The 23278-nt window shown below is 59.9% G+C and carries 28 protein-coding genes; 21 read left to right on the top strand and 7 right to left on the bottom strand.

The genetic code is table 11. From position 1 onward, the window contains the following. Positions 1–154: 154 nt before the first annotated feature. A complete protein-coding gene (locus VJ651_RS19255; protein ID WP_324108992.1) occupies positions 155–1333 on the top strand; it encodes a CHRD domain-containing protein in 1179 nt (392 codons plus the stop codon). A gap of 10 nt (positions 1334–1343) precedes the next feature. Here the strand turns inward: VJ651_RS19255 and VJ651_RS19250 are convergent, their stop codons facing one another. Both VJ651_RS19250 and VJ651_RS19245 read right to left on the bottom strand, forming a co-directional pair. Continuing rightward, the gene (locus VJ651_RS19250; RefSeq protein WP_136418706.1) at positions 1344–1670 is read right to left on the bottom strand and encodes a hypothetical protein; all 327 of its coding nucleotides are present in this window, start codon (positions 1668–1670) and stop codon (positions 1344–1346) included. A 39-nt stretch (positions 1671–1709) separates the two neighbouring features. Continuing rightward, positions 1710–2243 carry a DUF3617 domain-containing protein gene (locus VJ651_RS19245; RefSeq protein WP_324108991.1) on the bottom strand — a complete coding sequence of 178 codons (534 nt, stop codon included), beginning with the start codon at positions 2241–2243 and terminating at the stop codon, positions 1710–1712. A 153-nt stretch (positions 2244–2396) separates the two neighbouring features. Here VJ651_RS19245 and VJ651_RS19240 point away from each other — a divergent pair, with 153 nt between their 5' ends. Together VJ651_RS19240 and VJ651_RS19235 are read left to right on the top strand one after the other, a co-directional pair. Further along, positions 2397–4094 carry an ExeA family protein gene (locus tag VJ651_RS19240; protein WP_324108990.1) on the top strand — a complete coding sequence of 566 codons (1698 nt, stop codon included), beginning with the start codon at positions 2397–2399 and terminating at the stop codon, positions 4092–4094. A gap of 3 nt (positions 4095–4097) precedes the next feature. Further along, the gene (locus tag VJ651_RS19235) at positions 4098–4766 is read left to right on the top strand and encodes a general secretion pathway protein GspB (RefSeq protein ID WP_324108989.1); all 669 of its coding nucleotides are present in this window, start codon (positions 4098–4100) and stop codon (positions 4764–4766) included. Positions 4767–4784: 18 nt separating this feature from the next. Here VJ651_RS19235 and VJ651_RS19230 read toward each other — a convergent pair whose 3' ends face one another. Further along, positions 4785–5843, bottom strand: a complete 1059-nt coding sequence (locus VJ651_RS19230) for an alpha/beta hydrolase (protein ID WP_324108988.1) — start codon at positions 5841–5843, stop codon at positions 4785–4787. A 190-nt stretch (positions 5844–6033) separates the two neighbouring features. On the opposite strand from VJ651_RS19230, the gene VJ651_RS19225 reads away from it, so the two are divergent. The 4 genes from VJ651_RS19225 (at position 6034) to VJ651_RS19210 (ending at position 8138) form a co-directional block, all read left to right on the top strand. Next, positions 6034–6444, top strand: a complete 411-nt coding sequence (locus VJ651_RS19225; protein WP_324108987.1) for a MarR family winged helix-turn-helix transcriptional regulator — start codon at positions 6034–6036, stop codon at positions 6442–6444. A gap of 52 nt (positions 6445–6496) precedes the next feature. Continuing rightward, on the top strand, positions 6497–6961 hold the full coding sequence (locus tag VJ651_RS19220) for a cupin domain-containing protein (RefSeq protein WP_324108986.1): 465 nt from the start codon (positions 6497–6499) through the stop codon (positions 6959–6961). A gap of 73 nt (positions 6962–7034) precedes the next feature. Next, positions 7035–7463 carry a PaaI family thioesterase gene (locus tag VJ651_RS19215; RefSeq protein ID WP_324108985.1) on the top strand — a complete coding sequence of 143 codons (429 nt, stop codon included), beginning with the start codon at positions 7035–7037 and terminating at the stop codon, positions 7461–7463. A gap of 45 nt (positions 7464–7508) precedes the next feature. Then, a complete protein-coding gene (locus VJ651_RS19210; RefSeq protein WP_324108984.1) occupies positions 7509–8138 on the top strand; it encodes an alpha-ketoglutarate-dependent dioxygenase AlkB family protein in 630 nt (209 codons plus the stop codon). 96 nt (positions 8139–8234) lie between these two features. Here VJ651_RS19210 and VJ651_RS19205 read toward each other — a convergent pair whose 3' ends face one another. Further along, positions 8235–8504 carry a hypothetical protein gene (locus tag VJ651_RS19205; protein ID WP_324108983.1) on the bottom strand — a complete coding sequence of 90 codons (270 nt, stop codon included), beginning with the start codon at positions 8502–8504 and terminating at the stop codon, positions 8235–8237. 158 nt (positions 8505–8662) lie between these two features. Here VJ651_RS19205 and VJ651_RS23650 point away from each other — a divergent pair, with 158 nt between their 5' ends. The 8 genes from VJ651_RS23650 (at position 8663) to VJ651_RS19170 (ending at position 16235) form a co-directional block, all read left to right on the top strand. Beyond that, positions 8663–9916, top strand: coding sequence for a leucine-rich repeat domain-containing protein (locus VJ651_RS23650; RefSeq protein ID WP_414691364.1), 1254 nt, complete (start codon positions 8663–8665; stop codon positions 9914–9916). 36 nt (positions 9917–9952) lie between these two features. After that, positions 9953–10372 (top strand): endo alpha-1,4 polygalactosaminidase, encoded by a 420-nt coding sequence (locus VJ651_RS19200; RefSeq protein WP_414691363.1) that lies wholly within the window; start codon positions 9953–9955, stop codon positions 10370–10372. Positions 10373–10589: 217 nt separating this feature from the next. After that, positions 10590–10964, top strand: a complete 375-nt coding sequence (locus tag VJ651_RS19195; protein WP_324108982.1) for a SirB2 family protein — start codon at positions 10590–10592, stop codon at positions 10962–10964. A gap of 31 nt (positions 10965–10995) precedes the next feature. After that, positions 10996–11976, top strand: coding sequence for a GGDEF domain-containing protein (locus VJ651_RS19190; protein WP_324108981.1), 981 nt, complete (start codon positions 10996–10998; stop codon positions 11974–11976). A 108-nt stretch (positions 11977–12084) separates the two neighbouring features. Beyond that, a complete protein-coding gene (yegQ, locus tag VJ651_RS19185) occupies positions 12085–13449 on the top strand; it encodes a tRNA 5-hydroxyuridine modification protein YegQ (protein ID WP_324108980.1) in 1365 nt (454 codons plus the stop codon). Between the two features lie 95 nt (positions 13450–13544). Continuing rightward, entirely contained in the window at positions 13545–14408 is an 864-nt protein-coding gene (gene ypfJ / locus VJ651_RS19180; RefSeq protein ID WP_324108979.1) for a KPN_02809 family neutral zinc metallopeptidase, read from the top strand. Between the two features lie 47 nt (positions 14409–14455). Further along, the gene (locus tag VJ651_RS19175) at positions 14456–14674 is read left to right on the top strand and encodes an RNA-binding S4 domain-containing protein (protein ID WP_136418720.1); all 219 of its coding nucleotides are present in this window, start codon (positions 14456–14458) and stop codon (positions 14672–14674) included. Positions 14675–14801: 127 nt separating this feature from the next. Beyond that, positions 14802–16235, top strand: coding sequence for a 3'-5' exonuclease family protein (locus VJ651_RS19170; RefSeq protein ID WP_324108978.1), 1434 nt, complete (start codon positions 14802–14804; stop codon positions 16233–16235). 3 nt (positions 16236–16238) lie between these two features. Here VJ651_RS19170 and VJ651_RS19165 read toward each other — a convergent pair whose 3' ends face one another. Then, on the bottom strand, positions 16239–16586 hold the full coding sequence (locus VJ651_RS19165) for a helix-turn-helix domain-containing protein (RefSeq protein WP_324108977.1): 348 nt from the start codon (positions 16584–16586) through the stop codon (positions 16239–16241). A gap of 96 nt (positions 16587–16682) precedes the next feature. Here VJ651_RS19165 and VJ651_RS19160 point away from each other — a divergent pair, with 96 nt between their 5' ends. Beyond that, positions 16683–17246, top strand: a complete 564-nt coding sequence (locus tag VJ651_RS19160) for a carboxymuconolactone decarboxylase family protein (protein ID WP_324108976.1) — start codon at positions 16683–16685, stop codon at positions 17244–17246. Positions 17247–17346: 100 nt separating this feature from the next. Here the strand turns inward: VJ651_RS19160 and phaP are convergent, their stop codons facing one another. Then, positions 17347–17898 (bottom strand): TIGR01841 family phasin, encoded by a 552-nt coding sequence (phaP, locus tag VJ651_RS19155; RefSeq protein ID WP_324108975.1) that lies wholly within the window; start codon positions 17896–17898, stop codon positions 17347–17349. Positions 17899–18231: 333 nt separating this feature from the next. Between phaP and VJ651_RS19150 the strand changes: the two genes are divergently transcribed. The 4 genes from VJ651_RS19150 (at position 18232) to VJ651_RS19135 (ending at position 21803) form a co-directional block, all read left to right on the top strand. Further along, complete coding sequence (locus tag VJ651_RS19150) at positions 18232–19239, top strand: hypothetical protein (RefSeq protein ID WP_324108974.1); 1008 nt, start codon at positions 18232–18234, stop codon at positions 19237–19239. Positions 19240–19427: 188 nt separating this feature from the next. Further along, positions 19428–19685, top strand: coding sequence for a DUF2282 domain-containing protein (locus VJ651_RS19145; RefSeq protein ID WP_324108973.1), 258 nt, complete (start codon positions 19428–19430; stop codon positions 19683–19685). 20 nt (positions 19686–19705) lie between these two features. Further along, positions 19706–21343 carry a DUF692 family multinuclear iron-containing protein gene (locus tag VJ651_RS19140; RefSeq protein ID WP_324108972.1) on the top strand — a complete coding sequence of 546 codons (1638 nt, stop codon included), beginning with the start codon at positions 19706–19708 and terminating at the stop codon, positions 21341–21343. 4 nt (positions 21344–21347) lie between these two features. Then, positions 21348–21803, top strand: a complete 456-nt coding sequence (locus VJ651_RS19135; protein WP_324108971.1) for a DoxX family protein — start codon at positions 21348–21350, stop codon at positions 21801–21803. A 49-nt stretch (positions 21804–21852) separates the two neighbouring features. Here VJ651_RS19135 and VJ651_RS19130 read toward each other — a convergent pair whose 3' ends face one another. After that, on the bottom strand, positions 21853–22563 hold the full coding sequence (locus VJ651_RS19130) for a hypothetical protein (RefSeq protein WP_324108970.1): 711 nt from the start codon (positions 22561–22563) through the stop codon (positions 21853–21855). 281 nt (positions 22564–22844) lie between these two features. Between VJ651_RS19130 and VJ651_RS19125 the strand changes: the two genes are divergently transcribed. Next, a partial coding sequence (locus VJ651_RS19125) for a DsbA family protein (protein WP_324108969.1) occupies positions 22845–23278 on the top strand: 434 nt, incomplete at its 3' end.

Raw genomic sequence — 23278 nt, 5'->3', positions numbered from 1 at the left:
ATGTCGACATTCACCCGTGTTCCGATGGGAAAAGTACGCGCGGCCTGACCCATGCATTGTTGCCGTCGACCGGTCGCGTGGAACACCGTTCATCAACCGTTGCCGCCCTGCTTCGAAGTGTGCGCATCTGCCCGAGACAGTCAGGAGGCCCTCCATGAAATCCTTCAGCAACCGGTTCATTTCCCATGCATGCCTTGCCATCGCGACCATGGCATTGCTCTCCTGCGGCGGCGGTGGCGGCGACAGCGGGGTCACGACCAATACCTCCGCGGCGTCCGCCTCGATTCAGGCAGCGGAACGGGAGCTGGGCGACGCCTTCGCGGCCTCGCTGTCCGGCCCGCAAGAGACACCGCCCACAAACAGTGTCGCCTTGGGATCGGGAACCCTGGTGCTCAACGCGAGCACGCGCGAGATGACGGCGATCGTGACGACGACCGGCATTACCGGCACCGCCGCGCATATCCACCAGGGTCCCCCAGGCACAGCGGGCCCGATCGTTTTTCCGCTGAGCGAGACCATTCCCGGCAGCGGAATATGGACCACGCACGCCACGCTGACGGATGACCAGGTGAACACGCTGCGATCAGGAAATTACTATTTCAATGTACACAGTGCCGCATTTCCGAACGGTGAAATCCGCGGCCAGATCCTGTCGGAAGACCCGAACGCCATTCGAACCGCCAGCGTCAATACCGGCACGACGAGCAACACTACCGACGTCCCGGCCGCACTTCCATCCATCGCGAATTTCCTTTCCGCCTTGCGCGGATCACAGGAAGTGCCGCCCAACGCGAGCAGCGCGCGCGGTTCAGGGACGATCGTGATCGATCCGAACACGCGGCAAATGATCGCTGCGCTCACCACCACCGGGATCGCGGGAACCGCCGCGCATATTCATCAAGGCGCACCGGGCATTGCCGGGCCTATCATCGTTTCGCTGGTTTCCGCCGGTCCGGGAAGTCCGGTCTGGCTGGCCCGCACAACACTGACGACAGACCAGTACAACGCGCTGCGTGATGGCAAGCTCTACTTCAATGTACATAGTGCGGCGTTTCCGGATGGAGAAATCCGCGGGCAGATCTTACCGCAGCAGCACTTTATCGGGCACTTGGTACAGGCGAGCAATACCGGCGACTTGAGCGGCCTCGCCAACCCGCTCAATATCGGTGGTACGGGCACATCCGGCAGTAGCGCGCTGCCCCCCTCCAGTTTCGGGCCGACGGGAAGCACGACCGGAACCATCAGCATCCCGGGCGGCATGCCGGGAACGGACACGGGAACGGATACAGGACCGAGTTCAGGGATGAGTTCGGGAGCGGGACTCGGGTTCTGAAGCGTGCAGGCTAGGCCTGCCACACGCCGTATCCGGCTTCGCGCAGGCCGATCGCGAGTTCGACTTCCATTTCTCGCGCGCCGCTGTAAGGCATGGGGTTATACATCTCGTACAGTTCGGGCAGCAGCCGCAGCCCGAACTCCTGCACGTAGCGGTTAGCCTGGATGCCGGCCTTGTGCTTGTCGAAACGCAGGTCCGGATTGAGTCCGGTCATGCCGACATACACGCAAGGCTTGCCCTCGATGTAATCGGGATTGGATTTCCGGAAGCGCCCTTCGTACAAGACATCCTTCGACAGTTCCACCACGTACACGTGATAGTGGTAGCGGCGTCCCATCGCTGTCCCCTGTGCGGAAAATCCCTGCGCACCAAACGATCACTTCTTCGGCATCATCTCGCCGACCGGCTTCACGTTGCCGCAATCGGAAGCCAGCCACTTGCCGCTGCTCTCGTGATGCTGGTTGACGGGCTGTCCATACATGCTGCCCTTGAAATCATAGGTCGACGTAAAGCTCTCGTTGCCCGAGAACGTGCCTTTCGCCTTGCCCTCGCCCTTCATTTGCTGGCCATTGCAGACCACATCGACGCTGTAGGTGTTGCCGCTGCGCTGATAATTCTTCGACTGGCAACCGGTGTCCTTCGGATTCATGGCGGGAGGCTGGTCGGCTTCGGCCATCTGCCTGGTGATGCACGCCTTGGTTACCATTGCGCCATCCTGTATCTGCGGTACATTCACGCCCATCTTGCGCATCTGCTCCATCTGCTCGGGCGGCATCTTCGGCATGTTCTTCAGTTCATCCGACTTCATTTTCATTTCCCACAGGCCGGGCTTCATCTGGCCGGCAGCGAGTGCAGCGACGGAAACAGACAACATGCAACAGAGCAACAGCGAGGCAGTGAGTGTGCGCATGAGGCCTCCCGGAATGGTGAAAAAGAGGATGAACACAGGATCGGGCGGACGCCCGCGTCGTGTATTGCATTCTATCAAAGCCGCATCGGAAGGCCTGGAATATGCTTGAGTGCAGCCCCTCGTTCATGCACTTGTGGTAGCCTTGCCCTTGTCATGTATACACAGTTTTTCAGGCTGAAACAGACGCCGTTCTCGATTTCGCCGGATCCGCGCTACCTGTTCATGAGCGAGCGTCATCGCGAAGCGCTGGCGCATCTGCTGTACGGCGTCGACGCCGGCGGCGGGATCGTGCTGCTGACCGGCGACATCGGCACCGGAAAGACCACCATCTGCCGCTGCTTCCTCGAACAGGCGCCGGGCAACTGCAACCTCGCCTATATCTTCAATCCCAAGCTGACCGTCATCGAGCTGCTGCAAGCGGTCTGCGAGGAATTCCATGTCGTGTGTCAACCGGGCGGCGGCGTCAAGGATTACATCGATGCACTCAACCGCTTCCTGCTGTCGGCGCATGCCGAGCGCAGGAACAATGTGCTGATCATCGACGAGGCGCAGAATCTTTCCGCCGACGTGCTCGAGCAGTTGCGTCTGCTGACCAACCTGGAGACCAACGAGCGCAAGCTGTTGCAGATCATCCTGATCGGCCAGCCGGAACTGCGCGCGATGCTGCTGCGTCCGGAACTGGAGCAGTTGGCGCAACGCGTCATCGCGCACTATCACCTCTCGGCCCTGTCGGAACAGGAAACCGCCAGCTACATTCAGCACCGGCTCACGACCGCCGGCCTGATCGGTGCGTCGCCCTTCCAGCAGCCGCAGATGAAACAGATCCATCGGCTCACGCTCGGCATCCCGCGACGCATCAACCTGTTATGCGATCGGGCGATGCTCGGTGCGTACGCAAACGGTGCGCATGAAATCGATCGCGAGACCATCGAGCACGCATCCGGCGAGCTGTTCATCAATCAGGACAGCCAGGCGCCCCGCAAGCGGCGCAATTGGAGCGCCACGGCACTCGGCTTGCTCGCCGCGCTTCTGGCCGGCGGCGCCGCATGGTCGCTGAGCGACGCATCGGTATTGAAAGAGCTGCGCGCCAGATGGTCCGCCCCGGCTGCCGAGGAACGCATCAAGCTGGTCGAGCACAAGGACGCGCCCGCTTCCGTCCCCGAAAAAATCGTGCAGCCCGCGGCCTCCACCGCACCGTCGGTCGAAGCCGAGAAGAACAGGGAGCCCATCATCTCGGTGCAGGACGGTCGCATCCTCGCCGGGCTGGGCAGCGAACAGGAGGCCGTACGCGAACTGTCGGCACTGTGGAATGTGAAGCTTGCGGGCGACGAGCCATGCGATACGGCCAAAGACAGCGGTGTGCGCTGCCATCGCAGCACCGGCGGATTCGCCGAGCTGAGGAAGCTGGACCGCCCCGCCGTCCTCAAGCTTTACGATGCGGAGAACAAGACATCCTATGCCCTGCTGACCAGCCTCGGCGACGCCGGAGCGAGCCTGCGGGTGGGCGACGCAGTACAGAATGTGACGCTGACCGAATTGACACGCTACTTTCGCGGCGAATTCATCACCTTGTGGCGTGCCCCGGAGGGCTTCGCCGGTACAGTGGGCCTCGGCCGCATCGGACCGGAGGTCGATTGGATCGCAACCCAGCTCGCGACGCTCAACAACATTGAGGTGCCAGCCGCCGGCCAGGCATTCGGATCGGCGATGCAGAATCAGGTACGCCAGTTCCAGCGCGCGCATGGATTGTTCGTGGACGGCGTTGCCGGTCCGGTGACAGTCATGTTCCTCAATCGCATCGCCGGCATCGTCGAGCCGCACTTGCGCGAATATCCGGCGTCAGGAGAGTAATCGATGTCGTATATTCTCGACGCGCTCAGAAGGGCCGAGGCGGAACGCCGCGTCGGCGCATCGAATGCATCCTACTCGCCGTCCGTTCTCGCCGGACGGAGCGAACGCTCCAGCTCCCGCTGGCCGCGGCGATGGTGGATCGCACTGCCCGCCCTGGCCATTGCGGCCGCAGGCGGCGCGTGGTTGGGTGCAAGCCAGGAAAAGAAACCGGTTGCTGCTGCAACGGTCCCTGTCGTGCCAGCGCCGCAGGTGCAGATTGCAGAGAAAGCCCTGGCCCCCTCAGCCAAGACTGCTGCGTCCCCTGTGCCGGTTGCGAAGGAGGCCGCAGCTGAACCACCTGCTCCGGCGCGGGAGAGCATTGCGCACAAGGCGCCGGACCGGAAGACGCACCCGAAACCCGCCGAATCAAAGCCCGCACCGACAGCCAAGGCACCCGAAGAGCCGGCCGTCGCCACGCTGCGCGAACTGCCGGCACAGATTCAGGGAGAGATCCCTCCGCTCACCGTCGGCGGCTACATCTATTCCAGCAGCAAGGCGGACCGCACCGTGTTGATCAACAAGACGCTGCTGCATGAAGGCGACGAGGTCGTACCTGGGCTGCGCCTGGAGAAGCTGATGCCCAACGGGATGGTGCTGAACTACAAGGGATATCGCTACCGCGCGTCGTATTAGGCGCGCGGCGCTATGGCGCTAGTTCAGCCGTACCGACGCCGGAAAAACATGTTTGCCCGTGACGCGGTGCTCGACACTGGCCGCTTCCACCGCCTCGTCGACGGCGCGCATCACTTCCTCCGGTACCAGATGATGAATCATGTGGCCCGCGCCGCGCGTCACATGCAAAATGCTGTGCGGTATGTCCTGATGCAAGGCTTCCGAATGCACGTGCATGTCGGCATGCTTGTCGCCGTCGCCCGCCATGATCACCACCGGCATCGCCAGTTCGCGATAGCGGTCATGCAATGAGTACGCTGCCGGAATCATCATCGCGGCATCGCCGGCAGAGGCGCGCAGTTGCGATGGGCGCAGTGTCATCCATACCGGGAAGTCGGACGAGAACCGTTCCGGTATCGGCGACGGGCTGAAGATGCGGCGCTTCATGGCCGGCCAGATCATGCGTCCGATCAGCGGGGAAACCGTATAGCGCAGAAGGTCGCCGATGATCGGTATCGCAGGAGGCGACAGAAGCGGGACATCCAGTCGCGCGGTCGGATAGTAATAGCCCGAGAGAAGGACCAGGCTTTTCACATAGTCGGGCGATTGCAATGCCAGCGCAATCGCGACCAGCGTTCCCCAGGAATGACCGAGCACGATGGGCCGCTCGATTCCCATCCGGTGCAATGCCAAGTGCAGCAGTTCCGCCTGCGCCTGCGGCGTCCACACTGTCGTACGCGGACGCTCGCTGTAACCATAACCCGGACGGTCGAAGGCGATCACGCGATACTTCTTTGCTGCGAGATCGATCAGGCCGCTCACTTCGAAATCCTGAATCATGCTGCCGTCGCCATGCAGCAGGACGAGCGGCTGCCCCTCGCCGCGCTCCACGTAATGCAGGCGGATGCCTTCGACTTCGATGAATTTTCCCAAAGGCGGATTGTCGCGCTCCGCTTCAAGCGTGCGCTGGCGCACCACAAGTGCTGCCGCCGCAAGCGCGGCACCGGCGGCGATCAGCAAGGTATTGCGGCGCATGCCGGCATTTTCCTTGCGGCGACCGGTAAATCGTGTGACTTCCTGCTGCGATGGGAAATTCATTCGTACACTCCAGGCGATGTTTGACGTCTCTGTTGGAAGGCGGCTTGCTGCATGAAGTTCAATGTTGCTTTGCCCATCCTCGATTCGCTGTCTTGCAAGCAACATGCATGGCGGCTTGACATTAGATGTATATGCATTTATCTTGCATCCATCCTGTTTCTCTTTGTCGCATGCCGTGAAACCTTTCAGAATGCCCTGCTACGCCGGTTCGATCCGCCAGGCCTCGCGCATCGTGACGCAGATGTACGACCAGACGCTCAAGCCTTCCGGCGTCAAGATCACACAGTTCGGCATTTTGCGTCTGTTGAGCGCGTGTCCCGGCCTGACGACCGGCTCGATGGCACAGGCCCTGGCCATGGACAGCACCACCTTGACGCGCACCCTGAAGATCATGGAAGAGAACAAGTGGATAGAGGCGCGCCCCGGAGAGGACCGCCGGGAACGCCACTGGAAGCTCACGCGCGCCGGCGAAGACCGCCTGCAACAAGCACTTCCGCTGTGGAAGAAAGCGCAAAAGGAATTCGCACAGATGGCCTCGGACGTGGATCTGGATGGATTGACGCGAGCGGTGTTTCATTTGGTTCAGAAAACCGCGGCCTGATTTTTTTAGCACATTATGTGTATATACACTTATTTATGAGAAGGAGAAGGCAATGGGCGATGCAAATCTGGATGTCACCCAAGGAACGAATTTTTCCGGAGCACAGGTCGGCGCGCTGACAGGCCTGCACAACTATCAGTTCTTTCATCCGCTGGGCAAGGGTCGCGGCTTTCCGGGCAAGCTGTTTCTCAAGGAAGCGTTGCGGATGACGAGCATGGAGGTATCATTGAACAAGCTGCCTGCAGGGCAGAGCGTTCCGTTTTATCATCAGCATCGCAAGCACGAGGAGTTGTACATTTTCCTCAAGGGCAGCGGACAGTTCCTGATCGACGATGCGCTCATCGACGTGCGTGAAGGCACCGTCATCCGGGTGGCGCCCGAAGGTGTGCGTACCTGGCGCAACCATTCGCAGGAAGACCTGTACTACATCGTCATTCAGGCCATGGCCGGCAGCATGCATGCCAACGACATAGAAGACGGCATCGTCCGCCCGGAAAAAGTGAGCTGGCCGGCTTGATGCGAAAGATACGAAGGGGTCCGTGGCAAGCTGATCCGTCATTCACAATTTCCATTTGATGCAAAGGCATGAAATGCAACACTCGCAACACACTCTCAACCCCGAATCCTTCAACCACCGTGGGAAGAACTTCCTGCCGGGACTGCTCGGCATCGTCGTCACCGACGTCGGCAAGGAAACGCTCAACGCCGAGTTGGCCGTCCAACCCACGCACCTGGCGCCTAACGGCTATCTGCACGCAGGCAGCGTCGTAACATTGGCCGATACTGCCTGCGGCTACGCATGCATCGCCAATCTGCCGGAAGGCGCGACCAGCTTTACCACCATTGAACTCAAGAGCAACTTTCTCGGCACCGCGCGCGAAGGCGTAATCGAGTGCGAAGCAAAGGCGGTCCATGCCGGGCGAACGACCCAGGTTTGGGACGCACTGGTCAGGCACCGCGATACCGGCAAGCTGATCGCGACCTTTCGTTGCACGCAGATGATCCTGTGGCCGAAATAGCGTGTCTTGCTTCCCGCTCGACACTTCACGCTCACTGAGCGCGCAATGAACGACAGCTTTTCCCTGTTCGACGGCAGCAGCGCACCGGAATCAATTCCGATGCCGGATGCGCAAGTGCGATTCATGCAGGCGTTCTATCGGCCGCCAGTTTCCGGCGAGCTAATGGATCGTCTGATACACGACATTCTCTGGCGGCAGGAGACCATTGTCTTGTGGGGTAAACCGCATCTGCAACCGCGCTTGTCGGCCTGGTATGGCGATGCCGGCAGCAGCTACGCCTATTCCGGCGTGCTGCTGAATCCGCATCCCTGGACCGATACCCTCTTGCACATCAAGCAGGATATCGAGCAGGCGGCCGGGCATCGGTTCAACAGCGTGCTGCTCAACCTGTACCGCAATGAACAGGACAGCGTCGGCTGGCACAGCGACGCCGAACCGGAGCTCGGGAGCATGCCCGTCATCGCCTCGTTGAGCCTCGGCGAGACGCGCACATTCCGATTCCGCCACAAGACCAGGAAGGATCTGAAACCGGTATCGATTGCGTTGACGGATGGGAGCCTGCTGCTGATGGAAGGCGCGACGCAAAAGTTCTGGCAACATGCCATCGTCAAGGAACGCGAAGTCCGCAAGGCCAGAATCAATCTGACCTTTCGCACGATCCTGCGCCGGAAATAAAAAAAACGGCATGCATGCAAACATGCAGTGCCATTCAAGCAAGCCGGCAAACAACTGGCAGCAACCGCCGTTTGCCGGGGAAAACCAATCTTTCGCTCAGTCGCGACCCGCCATCACCATCAATTCCTGCTGCAGGTTCGGCATGATCGCATCATACGGGCTTGCCAGGCGATACAGACGGAAAAGCGCCGTGTCTTCTCCGTTGACGTGTTGGGCCGATGCGGCAGCCACGTCAGCGGCTGTTTGCCTGCGGGCCGGCACGGCGAGCAATGCCGCGAGCAGCGCACGAGCGGCGCGTCCGACGTTCTGTGTGTAAGTGACACCGGCATCGGCCGGGGCATGTGATCCAAATGTCAGCGCAGACATGATGTATTCCTCTTCAATAAAGTCTCTTGCTTAAGTGCAGTGTAGTGACGCAACAGTGATAAATCCAATTGCGATTGCCGATATCAGATATTGGGTCTGTGAATAGCCCTTTTGCCGGTTTAAGGTCGCAAACGCCCCGGATTTCCATGGAACCAAGCATGGCAAATCCTTACTCAGGAAGAAGTGGAGACTTTATTTTGCTGCAATATCTTGCAATGGCTATTGCGATCTCTGCCCTGACTTATAGCCGTTTTCAAGACGTCAATCACGAAATTTTTTGCCAGAGTGAAGCCATTATGTTTCGCAACCTGCTACATCTCGGTCAACGCTCTCAGAATACACAAGCCGGTCAATTCCCCGGTTCGCACCAACCGGCTATCGAACCCGTCACGACGCCATTACGCGCATCACAGGACAAGTATCAGCGACGTGTGCTCGGTATGAACATGCCAGAGACCATCAATCGGCATCACTTTTTGAATCAACTTGAAAAAGACTGGAAAACAATCAAGGAGGATCGAGAGGCATTTCCCAGGGACATGCTTTCCGACCTGCTGAAGTTCAATTGGACATCATTGATCACCGCCTACCGACATGACATTCCCGTTGCATGGCTGGCGAGATATGCCCCGGATTCTCGGCAGGACTGGCAAGGCAGTTTGACGCGGCTTCAAGTGCTCGACCTGAGTGGCAATCAACTCAGCACCGTGCCGCGGGGAATCGAATATTTGGCAGAATTTCGAGAGCTCAATTTCAATGGCAACCGACTTACCAGCCTGCCGCCGAAAATCGGTGATTTGAAGCAGCTTCGACGCCTCACTCTGTGGCGCAAGCACCTGACCACTTGCGCCAACGACCATCCCGACATCGACAAAGCGCGCGAGGTTGCCACGGAGATGTTTAAAAAAGCCTTCGGTTTGAAAAAAGCATCGTTCAATGATTTCCACTACTCTCCCGGTCACGTTTTGTCCTATGTGATGCTGCATATCGAACGAGTGCGAGACAGTGCCCCTGCCGAGCGGCAGGATGAGGTATTCAACAAGGGAATACGCCTTCTCACCGATCATCTGGCTTTCGCCCATGATTCTTGCGATACGCGTCAGATCGAGGAAGTGATGATGGCGGTTTCCATCCCGTTTGATGCAGATGAAAAGAGCACTCAGGGCACCATCATCCCGATCACGCCACTGCCCGAACACACGCGCGATGCCGTTTATGGCGAGGCCAAAAAGGCCTTACCGAAACTGCTCGCCGCGTATCCGGATCTGCGCGACGATGACAAGCAGCTGCAGAATGCATTTCGCTTGCACTTGAAGGAGCTTGTTCAGGCCGAGCATAAAAACATCCCCGTCTGGCAAACCGCAGCATATATCGACTCGCTTAAGGCGCAGGGCAGAAACATGGTTTGCTAATTCTCGGCCGGCAGCTCCGAAAACTGGCGGCCTGATTTGAATCAGTTCCTCGCCAGCGACAAGGGCAACGCATTGTCGGGTTGGGCTGGTGAACGCTGGCTGGATACGCGTTCGGCCAATGTGCGTCAGATCATGCAGAAGCGACTGGACCTCGCCAAGGCAAAGGGTTGCGATGGCGTGGAGCCGGACAACGTCGACGGGTACACCAACAACTCCGGATTTCCGCTCAACGCGTCCACGCAACCGAACTACAACCGCATCCTGGCTGCGGAAGCGCGCGGACCAGCCTGTGTCAGGCGGCACGATCCGCCAACATCCGGACCCTGGTATTGCCCTTGTATCTGGACGATAAATTCCGCTATTCCTGCGATTGAAGCAGATCCTGCTCTCGTTCCGCAGTTCGCGCGACCTGATTGCGCCGCGTTCTGCGCTCTCGAAACAGGCATCGCTATTTGACGCGTCACACGCCTTGCCAGCACCGATTCCGGCACGAGCGCGAACCACCCTGTTGATGCAACGAGTTCGTCACGCTTCGAGATGGCCCGGATGGACATGAAAGTGCCCATCCGTTTCTTAAATCAGAAGAAAATCGCCGCCGCCGGCCGACATTGATAGAATGTAGCCCGACTTGCACGACGCAACGCATGATGCAACCTAAGGCACGCGACAATCGATGAGCTACCTGGCGATCAAATACCTCCACATGACCTGTGCCGCGCTGAGCGGCCTCCTCTTCCTCGCACGCGGCATGCTGATGCTGGCCGACTCGCCGCTGCTGAACCGGCGCCCGCTGAAGATCCTGCCCCATGTGATCGACACCGTTCTGCTGGCAAGCGCGCTGACGATGGTGGTATGGAGCGGCCAGTACCCCTTCGTGCAGAACTGGCTCACCGCGAAGGTGATCGCCTTGATCGCCTACATTCTCGTCGGCTCCGTGGCCATCAAGCGCGGCAAGACCAAAGGCATCCGCACCGTTGCATTCGTCATCGCCCTGATGTTGTTCGGCTATATCGTGAAAGTGGCATTGACCCGGCAAGTGTGGTGGTAAGAGCCGGTTTTCGGAACAGACGGCGAGCGAAATGACCTTGGAACCACACACCACTTTCGAAGCATCCGGATACGCGCTCGGCGATATCCAGCTATTCCAGGGAACGTCGCATTCACAAATCGCCGCCCTGCTGGCCGCTTGTCCGGTGATACACCTGCAAGCCGGCCAGTCCGTGCAGGAATCGCGGGAGAAAGGCGCACGGCTCTATATCGTGCTGAGCGGCGCGCTCAGTCTCACGCACACGGACGCACATGCTGCTCCGGGCGACGCGGCGGCCACCAGGATTCTGCCCGGCGAATGCGTGGGCGAGCTGTCGGTGCTCGACGGCGAAGCCAGTTCCGACCATATCAGCACCCTGATGGACTCGGATCTGCTGGTCATTCCCGCCGATACGCTGTGGAAGCTGGTTGACGAGTCCAACGGCGTCGCGCGCAACCTGCTGCGTCTGCTGTCCTTCCGCATCCGTGCCGCCAACGCGCAACTGCGCCGACGCCAGAAGGTTGGCGAGTTCTACCGCCAATTGTCGATGGTCGACGGCCTGACCGGCCTGCACAATCGCGCATGGCTCAACGACAACCTGCCCGCCATGGTCGAGAACGCGCATGTCGTCAACAGCCCGCTGTCGCTGATCATGATCGATATCGATCACTTCAAGCAATTCAACGACCAACACGGCCATGTATCCGGCGATCACGCGCTGCAAGTCGCGGCGAAGGCGATCCGCTCCGGCCTGCGTCCGACCGATTTCGCCGCACGCTTCGGCGGCGAGGAACTCATCGTCATCCTTCCCGCCGCCAATCAAAAAAGCGCCTTGCTGGTCGCCCAGCGGCTGCGCGACAGCGTACGACAAGCAGCCGTGTTCAGCGAATTGCGGAACCCCCTGCCGCACATCACCGCTTCATTCGGCGTTGCGATGCTGGAGCCCGGGCAGAATGCCGAGGCGCTGATTTCGTCCGCCGATGCAGCCTTGTACCGGGCAAAAGAGGATGGGCGGGACCGGGTGGCGATGTAGGGTTGGTCAAAACCGGTCTGGCACAACCACGACTTGCAAGCTTGTCAAGAATAATGCGACTTCCTGCCCGGTATAATGTCGGGTTCCGCTCGACCTGGATATCGCATCATGCTCCGCTCTCCCGAACTCCTCCTGCCCGCCGGCTCCCTGGCAAAAATGCACGCCGCATTCGATTATGGCGCCGACGCCGTTTACGCCGGTCAGCCGCGCTACAGCCTGCGTGCCCGCAATAATGAATTCTCGTCGCTGGAGTCGCTCGCCGCGGGTATCGGCGAAGCCCACGCGCGCGGCAAATTGTTCTTCGTCGCCAGCAACATCTTTGCGCACAACGCCAAGCTGAAGACCTACCTGCGCGACATGGAACCCGTGATCGCGATGAAGCCGGATGCATTGATCATGGCCGACCCCGGCCTGATCATGATGGTGCGCGACAAATGGCCGGAGGTGCCGGTCCACCTGTCGGTGCAGGCGAATGCGGTGAACTGGGCCGACGTGAAGTTCTGGCAGCGCATGGGCCTGACGCGCGTGATCCTGTCGCGCGAGCTGTCGCTCGATGAAATCGAGGAAATCCGTCAGCAATGTCCGGACATGGAACTCGAAGTCTTCGTGCATGGCGCCTTGTGCATTGCCTATTCCGGCCGCTGCCTGTTGTCCGGCTACTTCAATCATCGCGACCCCAACCAGGGCACATGCACCAATTCCTGCCGCTGGGACTACAAGGTGATGAATGCCTCGGAAGATGCGAGCGGCGATATCGCTCGCGTACCGGTGGAAGCCATCCAGTTCAATTACCAGCAGGCGCTGGAAGAAGCGAACCAGTCCTTCGCCCCGCTGGGCGACACGCCGCGGCATCCACTGGCCGACCGCCCCTACCTGATCGAGGAAGCCGGACGTCCCGGCCAGCTGATGCCGATACTCGAAGACGAGCATGGCACCTACATCATGAATTCCAAGGACCTGCGCGCGGTCGAGCATGTCGAGCGTCTGGTGAAGATCGGTGTCGACTCGCTGAAGATCGAAGGCCGCACCAAGTCCTTGTACTACGTCGCGCGCACCGCGCAAGTCTATCGCCGTGCCATCGACGATGCGGTCGCGGGCCGGCCTTTCGACGAAAGCCTGCTTGGCGAACTGCAGGGCCTGGCCAACCGCGGCTACACCGATGGCTTCTACCAGCGCCACCATACGCAGGAATACCAGAACTACATGAGCGGCGTATCCGAAGTGCATCGCAGTCATTACGTGGGCGATGTGCAATCGGTGGTCGATGGCTGGGCGGAAGTTGAAGTGAAGAATCGTTTTTCGGTCGGCGATCGGCTCGAGATCATCCACCCTGCCGGCAATCAGGTCGTGACGCTTGCCGACATGCGCACGCAAGATGGCGAACCGCTGCGTGTCGCCGCCGGCAGCGGACACCGCGTGCGCATTCCGCTCGATGCCCGCTACGAGAAGGCCTTGCTGGCTCGCCTGCTTTGATCTTTCCCTGACGCACTTCGCGAAGTGCAGATCCCGCTGCTTGTTTGGCGCAAACCGTCTATGCTGAACAGAGGTTTGCATAATGGAGACAAGGCATGAAGTGGGAAGGCAATCGCGAAAGCGAGAACGTGGAAGACCGCCGCGGCGCGGGCGGCTTCGGATTGGGCGGCCGCTCGGTCGGCCTGGGCACCATCGCGATCGCGGTGATCGCATCGTATTTCCTGGGCGTGAGCCCGATGACCATACTGAGCATCCTGACCGGTGGCCAGGGGCAGGTTTCGACGGTCCAGCAAACCCCGCAGCAATCCGCCGAGTCGGACCAGATGAAGAAATTCGTGTCGACGGTTCTGGCCGACACCGAAGACACCTGGACCGAATTGTTCCGCGAGCAAGGCGCGAGTTACGTCGATCCGCACCTTGTCTTGTTCTCCGGCAGCACGCCGACCGCCTGTGGCACCGGCGTGTCGGCGACGGGGCCATTCTATTGTCCGGGCGACCAGAAGATCTACATCGACCTGAGCTTCTACCGGCTCATGCGCGAACGCTTTCGCGTCTCGGGCGAATTCGCGCAGGCCTATGTGATCGCGCATGAAGTCGGTCATCATGTGCAGAACCTGATGGGCATCTCGGCCAAGGTCGAGAGCGCGCGACAACGTGCTTCGGAAAAACAGGCCAACGCGCTGTCGGTGCGACTGGAACTGCAGGCCGACTGCTTTGCCGGCGTCTGGGCCAACCATGCCGAGCGGACGCGCGACATCCTTGAAGCCGGCGATGTGGAAGCCGCGCTCAACGCCGCCAGCGCCATCGGCGACGATGCCCTGCAACGCCAATCGCAAGGCGAAGTCGTGCCCGATTCATTCACGCACGGCAGCTCCGCGCAACGGGTGCGCTGGTTCAAGCGCGGCATCGAGACCGGAAAGGTCGGCGCCTGCAATACCTTCGAGGCGAAGCAGCTCTGATCCGTTACAATGCAGCCTTTTCTCGCGCAAGACCAACAAGGATAATGATGCAATCCCTCGAATTCAGCCTTCATGGCGACTATGTCGAACTCAACCAGCTGCTGAAACTGGTTGGGGTTTGCGACAGCGGCGGAGCCGGCAAGGCGATCGTCGCAGCCGGCGAGGTGTCGGTGGATGGCAAGCTCGAATTGCGCAAGACCGCCAAGATCCGCGCCGGGCAAGTCGTCACGCTGGGCGATGTGCGCATTCGCGTTGTTGCCGGCTGAACTTTTCCCGGCAGTCACAGTCAATATCGGGTTATGCCTTCGTCGGCGACCCCGCCGGCGAAATTTTCATTCCTGGCTGTGATCGGCGTTGCGCGTCGCCAGCACCTCATCGCGGAATGGCGACCTCATGTTGAATCACTACAGCAAACTGATTTTCATCGACCTGGAAACCACCGGGCCGAATCCCCTCTGCGACCGCATCACTGAAATCGGCATGGTCGAAGTCTCTGCGGCCGGCGTGCAGCGCTGGACCACGCTGGTGAATCCGGAAATGCCGATTCCGCCCTTCATTCAGCAACTGACAGGCATCAACGATGACATGGTGCGCCATGCCCCGACCATCGACACGGTGCGCGACGAGCTGGTGCGGCGGCTGGGCGACGGCCTGTTCATCGCGCACAACGCACGTTTCGACTACGGTTTCCTGCGCCATGCATTCAAGCGCTTCGGCATGCACCTGCACTGCGAAGTGCTGTGCACGGTGAAGCTGTCGCGAAAATTGTTTCCCAATGAGATCAAGCACAGCCTGGATGCGCTGGTGGAGCGCCACAAGCTGGCGGCGCACACCCGCCATCGTGCGCTGGCCGATGCCGACCTGCTATGGCAATTCTGGCGCAAGCTGGAAGCGACCCTGCCCGCCGAGATGCTGCTCGACTCCATTCAAGAGCTGCTGCATCGCCCCAACCTGCCCGCGCACCTCGACCCCGATCTGCTGCACGATCTGCCGGACGGCCCGGGCGTCTATGTGTTTTACGGCGAACATGACGTCCCGCTGCATGTCGGCAAGGCCGCCCATTTGCGCCAGCGCATTCTGTCGCACTTTCATACCGACCATCCGTCGTACAAGGACATGCATCTGGCACGCCAGGTCCGCCGGCTGGAATGGCATGAGACTGCCGGTGACGTCGGCGCACAATTGCTGCACGCGCAGTTGAGCAAGGGACTGCAGCCGGTGCATGACTGCGGTCAGCACCGCGAAACGGAGCTGTGTTCGTGGCAATTGCTTCCCGATGCGTCCGGCGCCTTGCGCCCGGTCCTCGTGTACGCGCGCGATGTCGATTTCTGCAGGGCGCAAGGTCTGCACGGGCTGTTCACATCGCGCGAAAAGGCGCGAGCCGCCCTGCATGCATTGGCCGAGCAACACGGCTTGTGCCTGGCGATGCTCGGCCTTGCGCATCGTCCTCGGGCCGGCGAGCCCTGCGTCGCGAGCCGTGCCCAGCGCTGCATGCAGGAGTGCGTCGACAAGGGCCGGCCCGATCGGCAGCAGGAACGCCTGCTGCAGGCGCTGTCTTCCATCCGCATCCAGTCATGGCCCTATGGCGGTCCGGTTGCGATCGTAGAGGCCGGCGCCGATGGTCGGCGTGACATGCACGTGGTCGATCACTGGGGCAGTCTCGGCACCGTGCATGAAGAACACGATGTGCAGCAGCTGCTGCTGGAAGCCGCTGCCCGCCCTGACTTCGATCTCGACAACTACAAGATCCTGTCGCGCGCACTGAAGCTCGGCAAGGTGGAAGTGCGTCCGCTCCATTCCTCGCAAGCCGCCCGCGTCGCGCGATAAGTCCTACTTGCCGCGCGCCTTCGCCAGCTGCTTTTTCTGCCATTGCTCGGCCCACTGATGCAAAGGCATCAGCGACGCCAGCAACTGCCTCCCCTGCCCGCTCAAGGTATAGCCGCCCGGTTCTTCCAGCACAACGATATCCGCGTCGCGCAGTTCGCGCAGCCGCTGGTTGAGCACCGTGGGCGACAGGTCGTCGCAATGCTCGCGCAACGCGCGAAACGTCAGCGGCTCCTCGCGCAACTCCCACAGGATGCGCAACACCCAGCGCCGTCCGAGCAAGTCGAGCAGCACCATGATCGGGCGGCCGGTACGCGATCCGCGTACCGGCGTTCCAGGTTTCGGTAAAGCCATCTCCCCCTCCGCTACATAAAACGTAGCTTAATGCTACAGTAAACGTAGCCTTCCGTCCAGACGGATGCGCTTTCCATTCACCATCAGGAGAACATGATGAGTACATTCCCCGCCGCGCCGCGCATTGCCCCGGTGGAAGCGCCGTACGATGCATCCATTGCAGAAGCATTCGCGCGCGTCATGCCGCCCGGCCGTGAGCCCCTCAAGCTGTTTCGGACGATGGCGCGCAATCCGCGCGTCCTTCAACGCATCTTTGCCGGAAGTCTGCTTGACCGGGGCACGATTTCCTTGCGCGAACGGGAGCTCGTGATTCTTCGCACTTGCGCGCGCTGCGGCTCGGAATACGAATGGGGCGTGCATGTCGCTTTTTTTGCGCAGCGTGCGGGATTGAGCAAGGAACAGGTTGCCGCGACGCTTCCGGCTGCAAACAATCGCGACGCCTGGACTGGTGGTGATGCCTTGCTGATTCAACTGGTGGACCAACTGCACGATAGCGCCTGCATATCGGACGCGCTGTGGGAACAACTGGCCGACACATTCACGCCGGAACAGCTGCTGGAGCTGGTCGCGTTGACGGGTGCTTACCACACAATTTCGTACATGACGAATGCCTTCCGCGTCGCGCTCGAACCGGATGCCGCGCGATTTTCCGCCGCATGAATAGGCGAACAAACTGGCGCACTGGCATTCACCCGCGCAAAAAAAAAAAAAACGGGCCGCAATGCGGCCCGTTCCTCAAGGTTTGAAACGCATCAGCGCATCAGCTCTTGGTGACAGCAGCAACTTGCGACAAGCTGTTCACGGCCGTCGTCACGTTCGACTCCATGACTTCGACTGCCTGCTTCGCGGTCTTGGTCAATTGCTCGTAGCCGTTGCTGGCGGTGCCGATCGCTGTCCTGACGATGGTAACGAGGTTATCGGAGCCGACCGGAGCCTTCTTGGCGGCCTCTTCGACCAGCTCGCTCATCTTGCGACTGATTTGCGCAACCTGCGCTTCGGCTGCCTTGGTGAATTCAGCCTGGGCAGCACCGGTGATGCTGGCAAAGTGGTTGCCGTAGGCGATCGCCTTTTCAAACTTCGGCGCGGCTTGCGAGCTGAGGATGGACAGGAATTCCTGCGGATCCTTCGCGGTCAGCATCTGGCGGGTTGCGGCGGAAGTTTCTTCCATCGACATGCGAACCGTGGCGATATTCAGATTGACCAGTTTCTCGACGCTCTCGAGCGCCTTGTTGGTGAGGGAGGTGTACAGCGCGAGATTGGCTTCGAGGTTGGCTTTGGTGGCTACGGAAATCTGGTCTTGAATCGGAAACATGGAAACTCCTGAATGGTGGTGCAAACAAGCGGGTGGCGTGGCGAAAAATGTTATCAAACTTTGCTGCGAAGCAGCATCGATAATTCTAGAGATCGACCGCCGCAAGTACAAGCATCTTTTTGTGCGATGCAGAACTTTATTTCCCGATTCTGTACGTCCTGATAATGTTCGATGTCACCTGCATAATCCTTGGCGATGAAGACGCATTCTCTTCGTATCATTTCAATACGCGTTGTTGAAAATCCGGCTAATATGAAATGAAAATTCCGTCGAAGTACAGTCGATTCGTCCGCCCGGAAATCATGGGAAACGAATTATCAGGGATAGGCAAAGATGGACAAGGAAAATCCGCGCGCCCGCCTCTATTATCTGTTTGGCGCAAACAGCCCCCAGAAATCTTCATGGCTGGAACGATTGCCGGCCGGGTTATTCGCCATTTCAGTCGGCTTGTTCGGCCTGCTCGGATCGTGGCGACGAGCAGCCGCCTACCGATGGGATTTCGCCGCCACTGTCAGTGAACTGCTGGTCTGGCCGGTGACCGCGATCTGGGCCGTGTCCCTGCTGCTGTACATCCTCAAGTGCAGGTTCTATCCGAAGGCGGTGATGCGCGAGTACAGGCATCCGGTGCACGGATCGCTGCAAGCGCTGATACCGCTGTCGATACTGCTGGCCGTGATCCAATTCAGGCAGCCCGGCCAGGACGTATGGCTGGTATTGACGCTGCTCACGCTGGGCCTGAACCTGATTATCGCGCTTCCCATCGTCTCCGTGCTCGCCACGGGCCAGATGCCTTCCAATGCCGTCACGCCCGCACTTTATCTGCCTGTCGTCGGCGGCGCGCTGATCGGCGGCATGACGCTGGGCGCGCTGCATTATCCGGGATGGGGCGCTCTGCTGTTCGGCACCGGAACATCGGGCTGGGCACTGCTCGAAGCGCGCATTCTCAGCACCTTGTTTGAAGGCCCGATGCCGGAAGCCGTGCGCCCGACGATAGGCGTGGAACTGGCGCCGCCCGCCATTGCGACCCTGACGGCAGCGACCATCTGGCCGGGCTTGCCGGGCGAAGTGCTGGCGATCGGGTTGGGTCTGTCGGTCGGTCCCTTTGTCGGCGTGATGGTGCGCTATCACTGGTGGACCAAGGTTCCTTTCTCGATCGGCTTCTGGTCGTTCTCGTTTCCTCTGGCGGCACTGGCCAGCGTGATGCTGGAAACCGTGCACCGCGGCGGCTGGCCGCAATGGATCGGCATCCTGGCCCTGGTACTCGCGTCGGCGGTCATCGCATTCCTCAGCTTGCGCACCCTGATTCTGCTGGCACAAGGCAAGCTGTTCCCGAACCTGTAAAGCAGCACCGCCACATCCATCCCTGCTCGCCTGCCGGCATCATCCATCCATCGGATGGCGCCGGCTCTCGTCCCACAAAAAAATAATGATGACCTTGTAAGCAATCCGGATCCGGCGCGACTACTGTTCAGCCGGATCACCGGCTCTTTATATATCCGATCCATTTTTATTGATTGAAGGAGAGTTCCATGAACAAACGCCACACCCTGCTCGCGACCGCCCTTGCTACCGTTTGCATCGCCTGCCTCGACACCGCCCATGCCGCCGACAACGACAAGGAGAAATGCTTCGGGATCGCCAAGGCCGGCCAGAACGATTGCGCCAGCGTTACCGGCACGCATTCCTGTGCCGGTCAGGCCAGGAAGGACAAGGATCCGACTGAATTCAAACTTGTCGCCAAGGGCACGTGCACCCAGATGGGCGGCAAGATGAGCGCGTCGAAATAATGTCAGCGCGGAGCCGCGCCATGCCGCATTCTGAACAACCATCGCTCGAACGACCGGGTTTCGGAGTCGGATTGCGGGCTCCGCACTACCGCGAATTTCTCGACAAGCGCCCGAGGGTCGATTGGCTTGAGGTCCATACGGAAAATTATGTCGAGGCAGGCGGATGGGATGCGCATGTGCTGCAGCGCTTGCGCGAGGATTATCCGGTCAGCCTGCATGGCGTCGGCATGGGTATCGGCTCGGCGCACGGGTTTTCCGAACGCCATCTGGAGAAGGTGCGCGAGCTCGTCTTGCGCATTGAACCAGCGCTGGTGTCCGAACATCTTTGCTGGAACGCGGTCGGTGATCGTCATTTGAACGATCTGCTGCCGATGCCATTGACACGCGCAGCCTTGACATTGATCTGCGAACGCGTCGATCGCATCCAGGAAGTGCTGGGAAGGCAGATCCTGCTCGAAAATGTGTCGACCTATTTGCGCTACCGCGATGATGCGATGAGCGAAGCGGAATTCCTCGCAGCGCTTGCGGCACGCACCGGCTGCGGCATTCTGCTCGACATCAATAATCTCTACGTCAATCTTTGCAATCACCATGAAGACCCGATCACGGCGATGGCGTCGATCGCACCGGGCAGCGTGGTCGAAATGCATCTGGCCGGGCACCTGGTGACGCCCGATGCTGTCATCGATCATCATGGCGACCGTGTGGCGGACCCGGTATGGAATTTATATGAAAAGGCCGTACGACGCTTCGGCCGTGTAGCGACCCTGATCGAATGGGATACCGACATTCCTGCACTCGATGTGCTGCTCGATGAAGCACAGCATGCGCGGCAGATCGCGAACACCGTACAGCAATGCATGGAAGCCGATAGCATCGCGCCCATGCAACAGGCGTTTTCGAATGCGCTGTTCGATGCGAAGACCGAAGTACTGGCACTGCCCCTGTTCAAGGGCGATGCGCAGCTTGCGGAACAGCGTCTTGCCCTGTATCGCGGCAACCTCACCGGCCACTGGGAAAAGACATTGTCGTCCGCCTATCCGGTCATGAAGAAACTGGTCGGCGAGGAGTTCTTCACTGCCCTCGTGCGCGCCTATGGCAAGGCCTACCCCTCCAGAGCAGGCGACCTGAATCAGTTCGGTGCGGAGTTCCCGCAATTCCTCGAAACGTTTGCGCAGGTGGCCGACTATCCGTATTTCCCGGACATGGCACGTCTGGAGTGGATGCTGCACCGCGCGCACTTTGCGCCAAACGCGGATGCGATCGATCCGGGGAAGCTGACGCAACTGCAGCCCGAACAGCTCGATGGCGCGCGCTTCATCCTGCATCCGGCATGCCGCCTGTTCGCCTCGACCTGGGCCGTGGTTGAACTATGGCAGGCGCACCAAACGGACCTGGATGCGGAATTTCCGCGCGAGATTGCGCATGCCAGTCATGCACTGATCGTGCGGCCGCAATGGAAGGCCCATGTCTTGCCGCTGACGCAGGCCGAGCATGCCGTGCTGATGGCGCTGCAGCAAGGGCACGCATTGGGTACGGCGCTCGATGCGGCACTTGCGTTGGACGCGGATTTCGACTTTGGCGCACATCTGCAGCAGTGCTTGCGGCATAAGGTGCTGGTCGATATCGAATTGAACGAACACACTGTGAAGGAGTGAGAGGATGGAGTCGATTCTGCGATTGCATCGCGACCTGATCCGATACGATGCACGGATCACCGATTGGGCCGGCTCACTGCTGAGCCTGGCGATTCGGCTGTTCGTCGGCTGGCAGTTCTTCAAGGCCGGCATGGTGAAGCTCAGCGATTGGGACGCGACGCTAGCGCTGTTCCAGGTTGAATATCACGTCCCGCTGCTGCCGCCGGCAGTGGCCGCATGGCTGGGCGCATCGGGCGAGCTGGTGTTCCCGGTGCTGCTCGCGCTCGGCCTGCTGACGCGGCCCGCCGCGCTGGGTCTGTTTGTTGTGAATGCGATGGCGGTGCTGTCGTACCCGGCATTGTTCGCGTTTGAATGCCCGGCGGCGATCAATGACCACTTCTATTGGGGTGCGCTGCTGCTGGTGCTGGTCGGCTTTGGGGCTGGACGGATTTCGCTGGATGACTGGCTGTCGCGGAAATAGCAGGCCGGGCCGGGCTCGATGCCCGGCCGGGTGTAGTGACAGATCGAGATTACAGCGTCTCGGTGCGCCGGTTCCCGCGACGATCGGCGGAATGGGAAGAGACGCGGAATTCGAGGTTGGTGATGCCGACTGCTCCGGGCGGACCGGCGACAAAGCCGAAGCCTTGCTTCACCGGAAACAGGCAGTTGTCGCGCAGCATCAAGTCGGTATGGCAGTTGGGCGTCGGGCTGTACAAGTGCGGCTTGATTTCATCCCAGACCGGCTCGGTGACCCAGCCGTAGAGGTACAACTGATGCGGATATAGCGAGCTGTCGGATTCGATGTAGCCCTTCTGGTTCTTCTGCAGCGGCGGCTTGGACGGCAGGCTGTTGCAGACCGACAGTTCGACCGATCCTTCGCCGATCGGGAAGGCTTCCTCGTTCTGGAAGGTCGCATACGCCAGCCGCAGATGCCAGCGGCAGGTCAGGGTGATGTTCTTTTCCATGCCCACTTTTTCGGTCGCCATCGACAGGCCGTCGGCCACTGTCAGCTGCGTGCAGGTGACCTGTCCGATCAGGGTCGGTTCCAGCTTGCGGAATTCGTCGAGATTTTCGTGCAGATTCCAGAAAAACCACTTTACCCGTTCGCCCTCGCTCATCTCGGCCAGGTCGGAAATCGGCCGGGTGCCGTGAGATTCAATCATCCGCATCACTTCCTTGCGTGATTTTTCATGCGCGTCATCAATTTCGGTACCAAATCGCTGGATGTAATCGCTCCGCATAAAACTCTCCAAGAGTCGCTTGCAAATAATTCAGTGTAGAACCCATTTCGCAAAAAAACAGGGGACGGGGCCCGCGCATGCCGAATTACCGGCGTGCGACGACACCGGCCTCCTGCGGATAGATCATTTGTCCATGAAGTTAGTTCAGGAATCGGCGGCGGATTTTGCGCGTATTTCGGGGAAAAGGACCGGATTTCGGGCGATGCTCGGCATTAGAACGCAATGCGTGCCGGGTTAGTATGCAAGCTGGACATTCCTTATCAACTCAAAGAAAGAGCCCTATGCCGAGCCTCATTTACATAGCCGATCCGATGTGTTCCTGGTGCTACGGCTTCGGTCCTGAGCTGGCGGCGCTGCTGGAAGGTTTGCCCGGCATGCCGATCGAGATCGTGGTCGGCGGACTGCGGCCGTATGCGACGAAGCCGATGGATGCATCATTGAAGGCATCGCTGCTGGAACACTGGCACAAGGTGGCCGACCAGACCGGTCTGCCGTTTTCCTACGACGGCTTGTCGCGCGAAGGCTTTATCTATAACACCGAGCCGGCGTGCCGCGCAGTCGTCGCAGCGCGCATGCTGGCGCCGAAAGCCTCGCTGTTCGCGTTTCATGAAATCCAGCGCGCCTTCTATTCGGAAGCACAGGATGTGACGCAGGGCAAGGTTCTGGCGTCGATTGTCGTCAAGGCCTTGAGCGAGTCCGGATATCCGACGGATGA

The organism is Noviherbaspirillum sp., assembly GCF_035254865.1.
In the GTDB taxonomy this organism is placed as follows: Bacteria; Pseudomonadota; Gammaproteobacteria; order Burkholderiales; family Burkholderiaceae_D; genus Noviherbaspirillum.
This window is presented reverse-complemented; position numbering and strand designations above follow the sequence as displayed.

Excerpts from the sequence above, each read along its gene's own strand:
- VJ651_RS19195 (WP_324108982.1), top strand. The coding sequence starts at position 10,590 with ATGAGCTACCTGGCGATCAAATACCTCCACATGACCTGTGCCGCGCTG.
- VJ651_RS19145 (WP_324108973.1), top strand. The coding sequence starts at position 19,428 with ATGAACAAACGCCACACCCTGCTCGCGACCGCCCTTGCTACCGTTTGC.
- VJ651_RS19140 (WP_324108972.1), top strand. The coding sequence starts at position 19,706 with ATGCCGCATTCTGAACAACCATCGCTCGAACGACCGGGTTTCGGAGTC.
- VJ651_RS19215 (WP_324108985.1), top strand. The coding sequence starts at position 7,035 with ATGCAACACTCGCAACACACTCTCAACCCCGAATCCTTCAACCACCGT.
- VJ651_RS19160 (WP_324108976.1), top strand. The coding sequence starts at position 16,683 with ATGAGTACATTCCCCGCCGCGCCGCGCATTGCCCCGGTGGAAGCGCCG.
- VJ651_RS19230 (WP_324108988.1), bottom strand. The coding sequence starts at position 5,843 with ATGAATTTCCCATCGCAGCAGGAAGTCACACGATTTACCGGTCGCCGC.
- VJ651_RS19190 (WP_324108981.1), top strand. The coding sequence starts at position 10,996 with ATGACCTTGGAACCACACACCACTTTCGAAGCATCCGGATACGCGCTC.
- VJ651_RS19225 (WP_324108987.1), top strand. The coding sequence starts at position 6,034 with ATGCCCTGCTACGCCGGTTCGATCCGCCAGGCCTCGCGCATCGTGACG.
- VJ651_RS19175 (WP_136418720.1), top strand. The coding sequence starts at position 14,456 with ATGCAATCCCTCGAATTCAGCCTTCATGGCGACTATGTCGAACTCAAC.
- VJ651_RS19255 (WP_324108992.1), top strand. The coding sequence starts at position 155 with ATGAAATCCTTCAGCAACCGGTTCATTTCCCATGCATGCCTTGCCATC.
- VJ651_RS19150 (WP_324108974.1), top strand. The coding sequence starts at position 18,232 with ATGGACAAGGAAAATCCGCGCGCCCGCCTCTATTATCTGTTTGGCGCA.
- VJ651_RS23650 (WP_414691364.1), top strand. The coding sequence starts at position 8,663 with ATGGCAAATCCTTACTCAGGAAGAAGTGGAGACTTTATTTTGCTGCAA.
- VJ651_RS19170 (WP_324108978.1), top strand. The coding sequence starts at position 14,802 with ATGTTGAATCACTACAGCAAACTGATTTTCATCGACCTGGAAACCACC.
- ypfJ (WP_324108979.1), top strand. The coding sequence starts at position 13,545 with ATGAAGTGGGAAGGCAATCGCGAAAGCGAGAACGTGGAAGACCGCCGC.
- VJ651_RS19250 (WP_136418706.1), bottom strand. The coding sequence starts at position 1,670 with ATGGGACGCCGCTACCACTATCACGTGTACGTGGTGGAACTGTCGAAG.
- VJ651_RS19165 (WP_324108977.1), bottom strand. The coding sequence starts at position 16,586 with ATGGCTTTACCGAAACCTGGAACGCCGGTACGCGGATCGCGTACCGGC.
- VJ651_RS19205 (WP_324108983.1), bottom strand. The coding sequence starts at position 8,504 with ATGTCTGCGCTGACATTTGGATCACATGCCCCGGCCGATGCCGGTGTC.
- VJ651_RS19245 (WP_324108991.1), bottom strand. The coding sequence starts at position 2,243 with ATGCGCACACTCACTGCCTCGCTGTTGCTCTGTTGCATGTTGTCTGTT.
- yegQ (WP_324108980.1), top strand. The coding sequence starts at position 12,085 with ATGCTCCGCTCTCCCGAACTCCTCCTGCCCGCCGGCTCCCTGGCAAAA.
- VJ651_RS19210 (WP_324108984.1), top strand. The coding sequence starts at position 7,509 with ATGAACGACAGCTTTTCCCTGTTCGACGGCAGCAGCGCACCGGAATCA.
- VJ651_RS19220 (WP_324108986.1), top strand. The coding sequence starts at position 6,497 with ATGGGCGATGCAAATCTGGATGTCACCCAAGGAACGAATTTTTCCGGA.
- phaP (WP_324108975.1), bottom strand. The coding sequence starts at position 17,898 with ATGTTTCCGATTCAAGACCAGATTTCCGTAGCCACCAAAGCCAACCTC.
- VJ651_RS19130 (WP_324108970.1), bottom strand. The coding sequence starts at position 22,563 with ATGCGGAGCGATTACATCCAGCGATTTGGTACCGAAATTGATGACGCG.
- VJ651_RS19240 (WP_324108990.1), top strand. The coding sequence starts at position 2,397 with ATGTATACACAGTTTTTCAGGCTGAAACAGACGCCGTTCTCGATTTCG.
- VJ651_RS19135 (WP_324108971.1), top strand. The coding sequence starts at position 21,348 with ATGGAGTCGATTCTGCGATTGCATCGCGACCTGATCCGATACGATGCA.
- VJ651_RS19235 (WP_324108989.1), top strand. The coding sequence starts at position 4,098 with ATGTCGTATATTCTCGACGCGCTCAGAAGGGCCGAGGCGGAACGCCGC.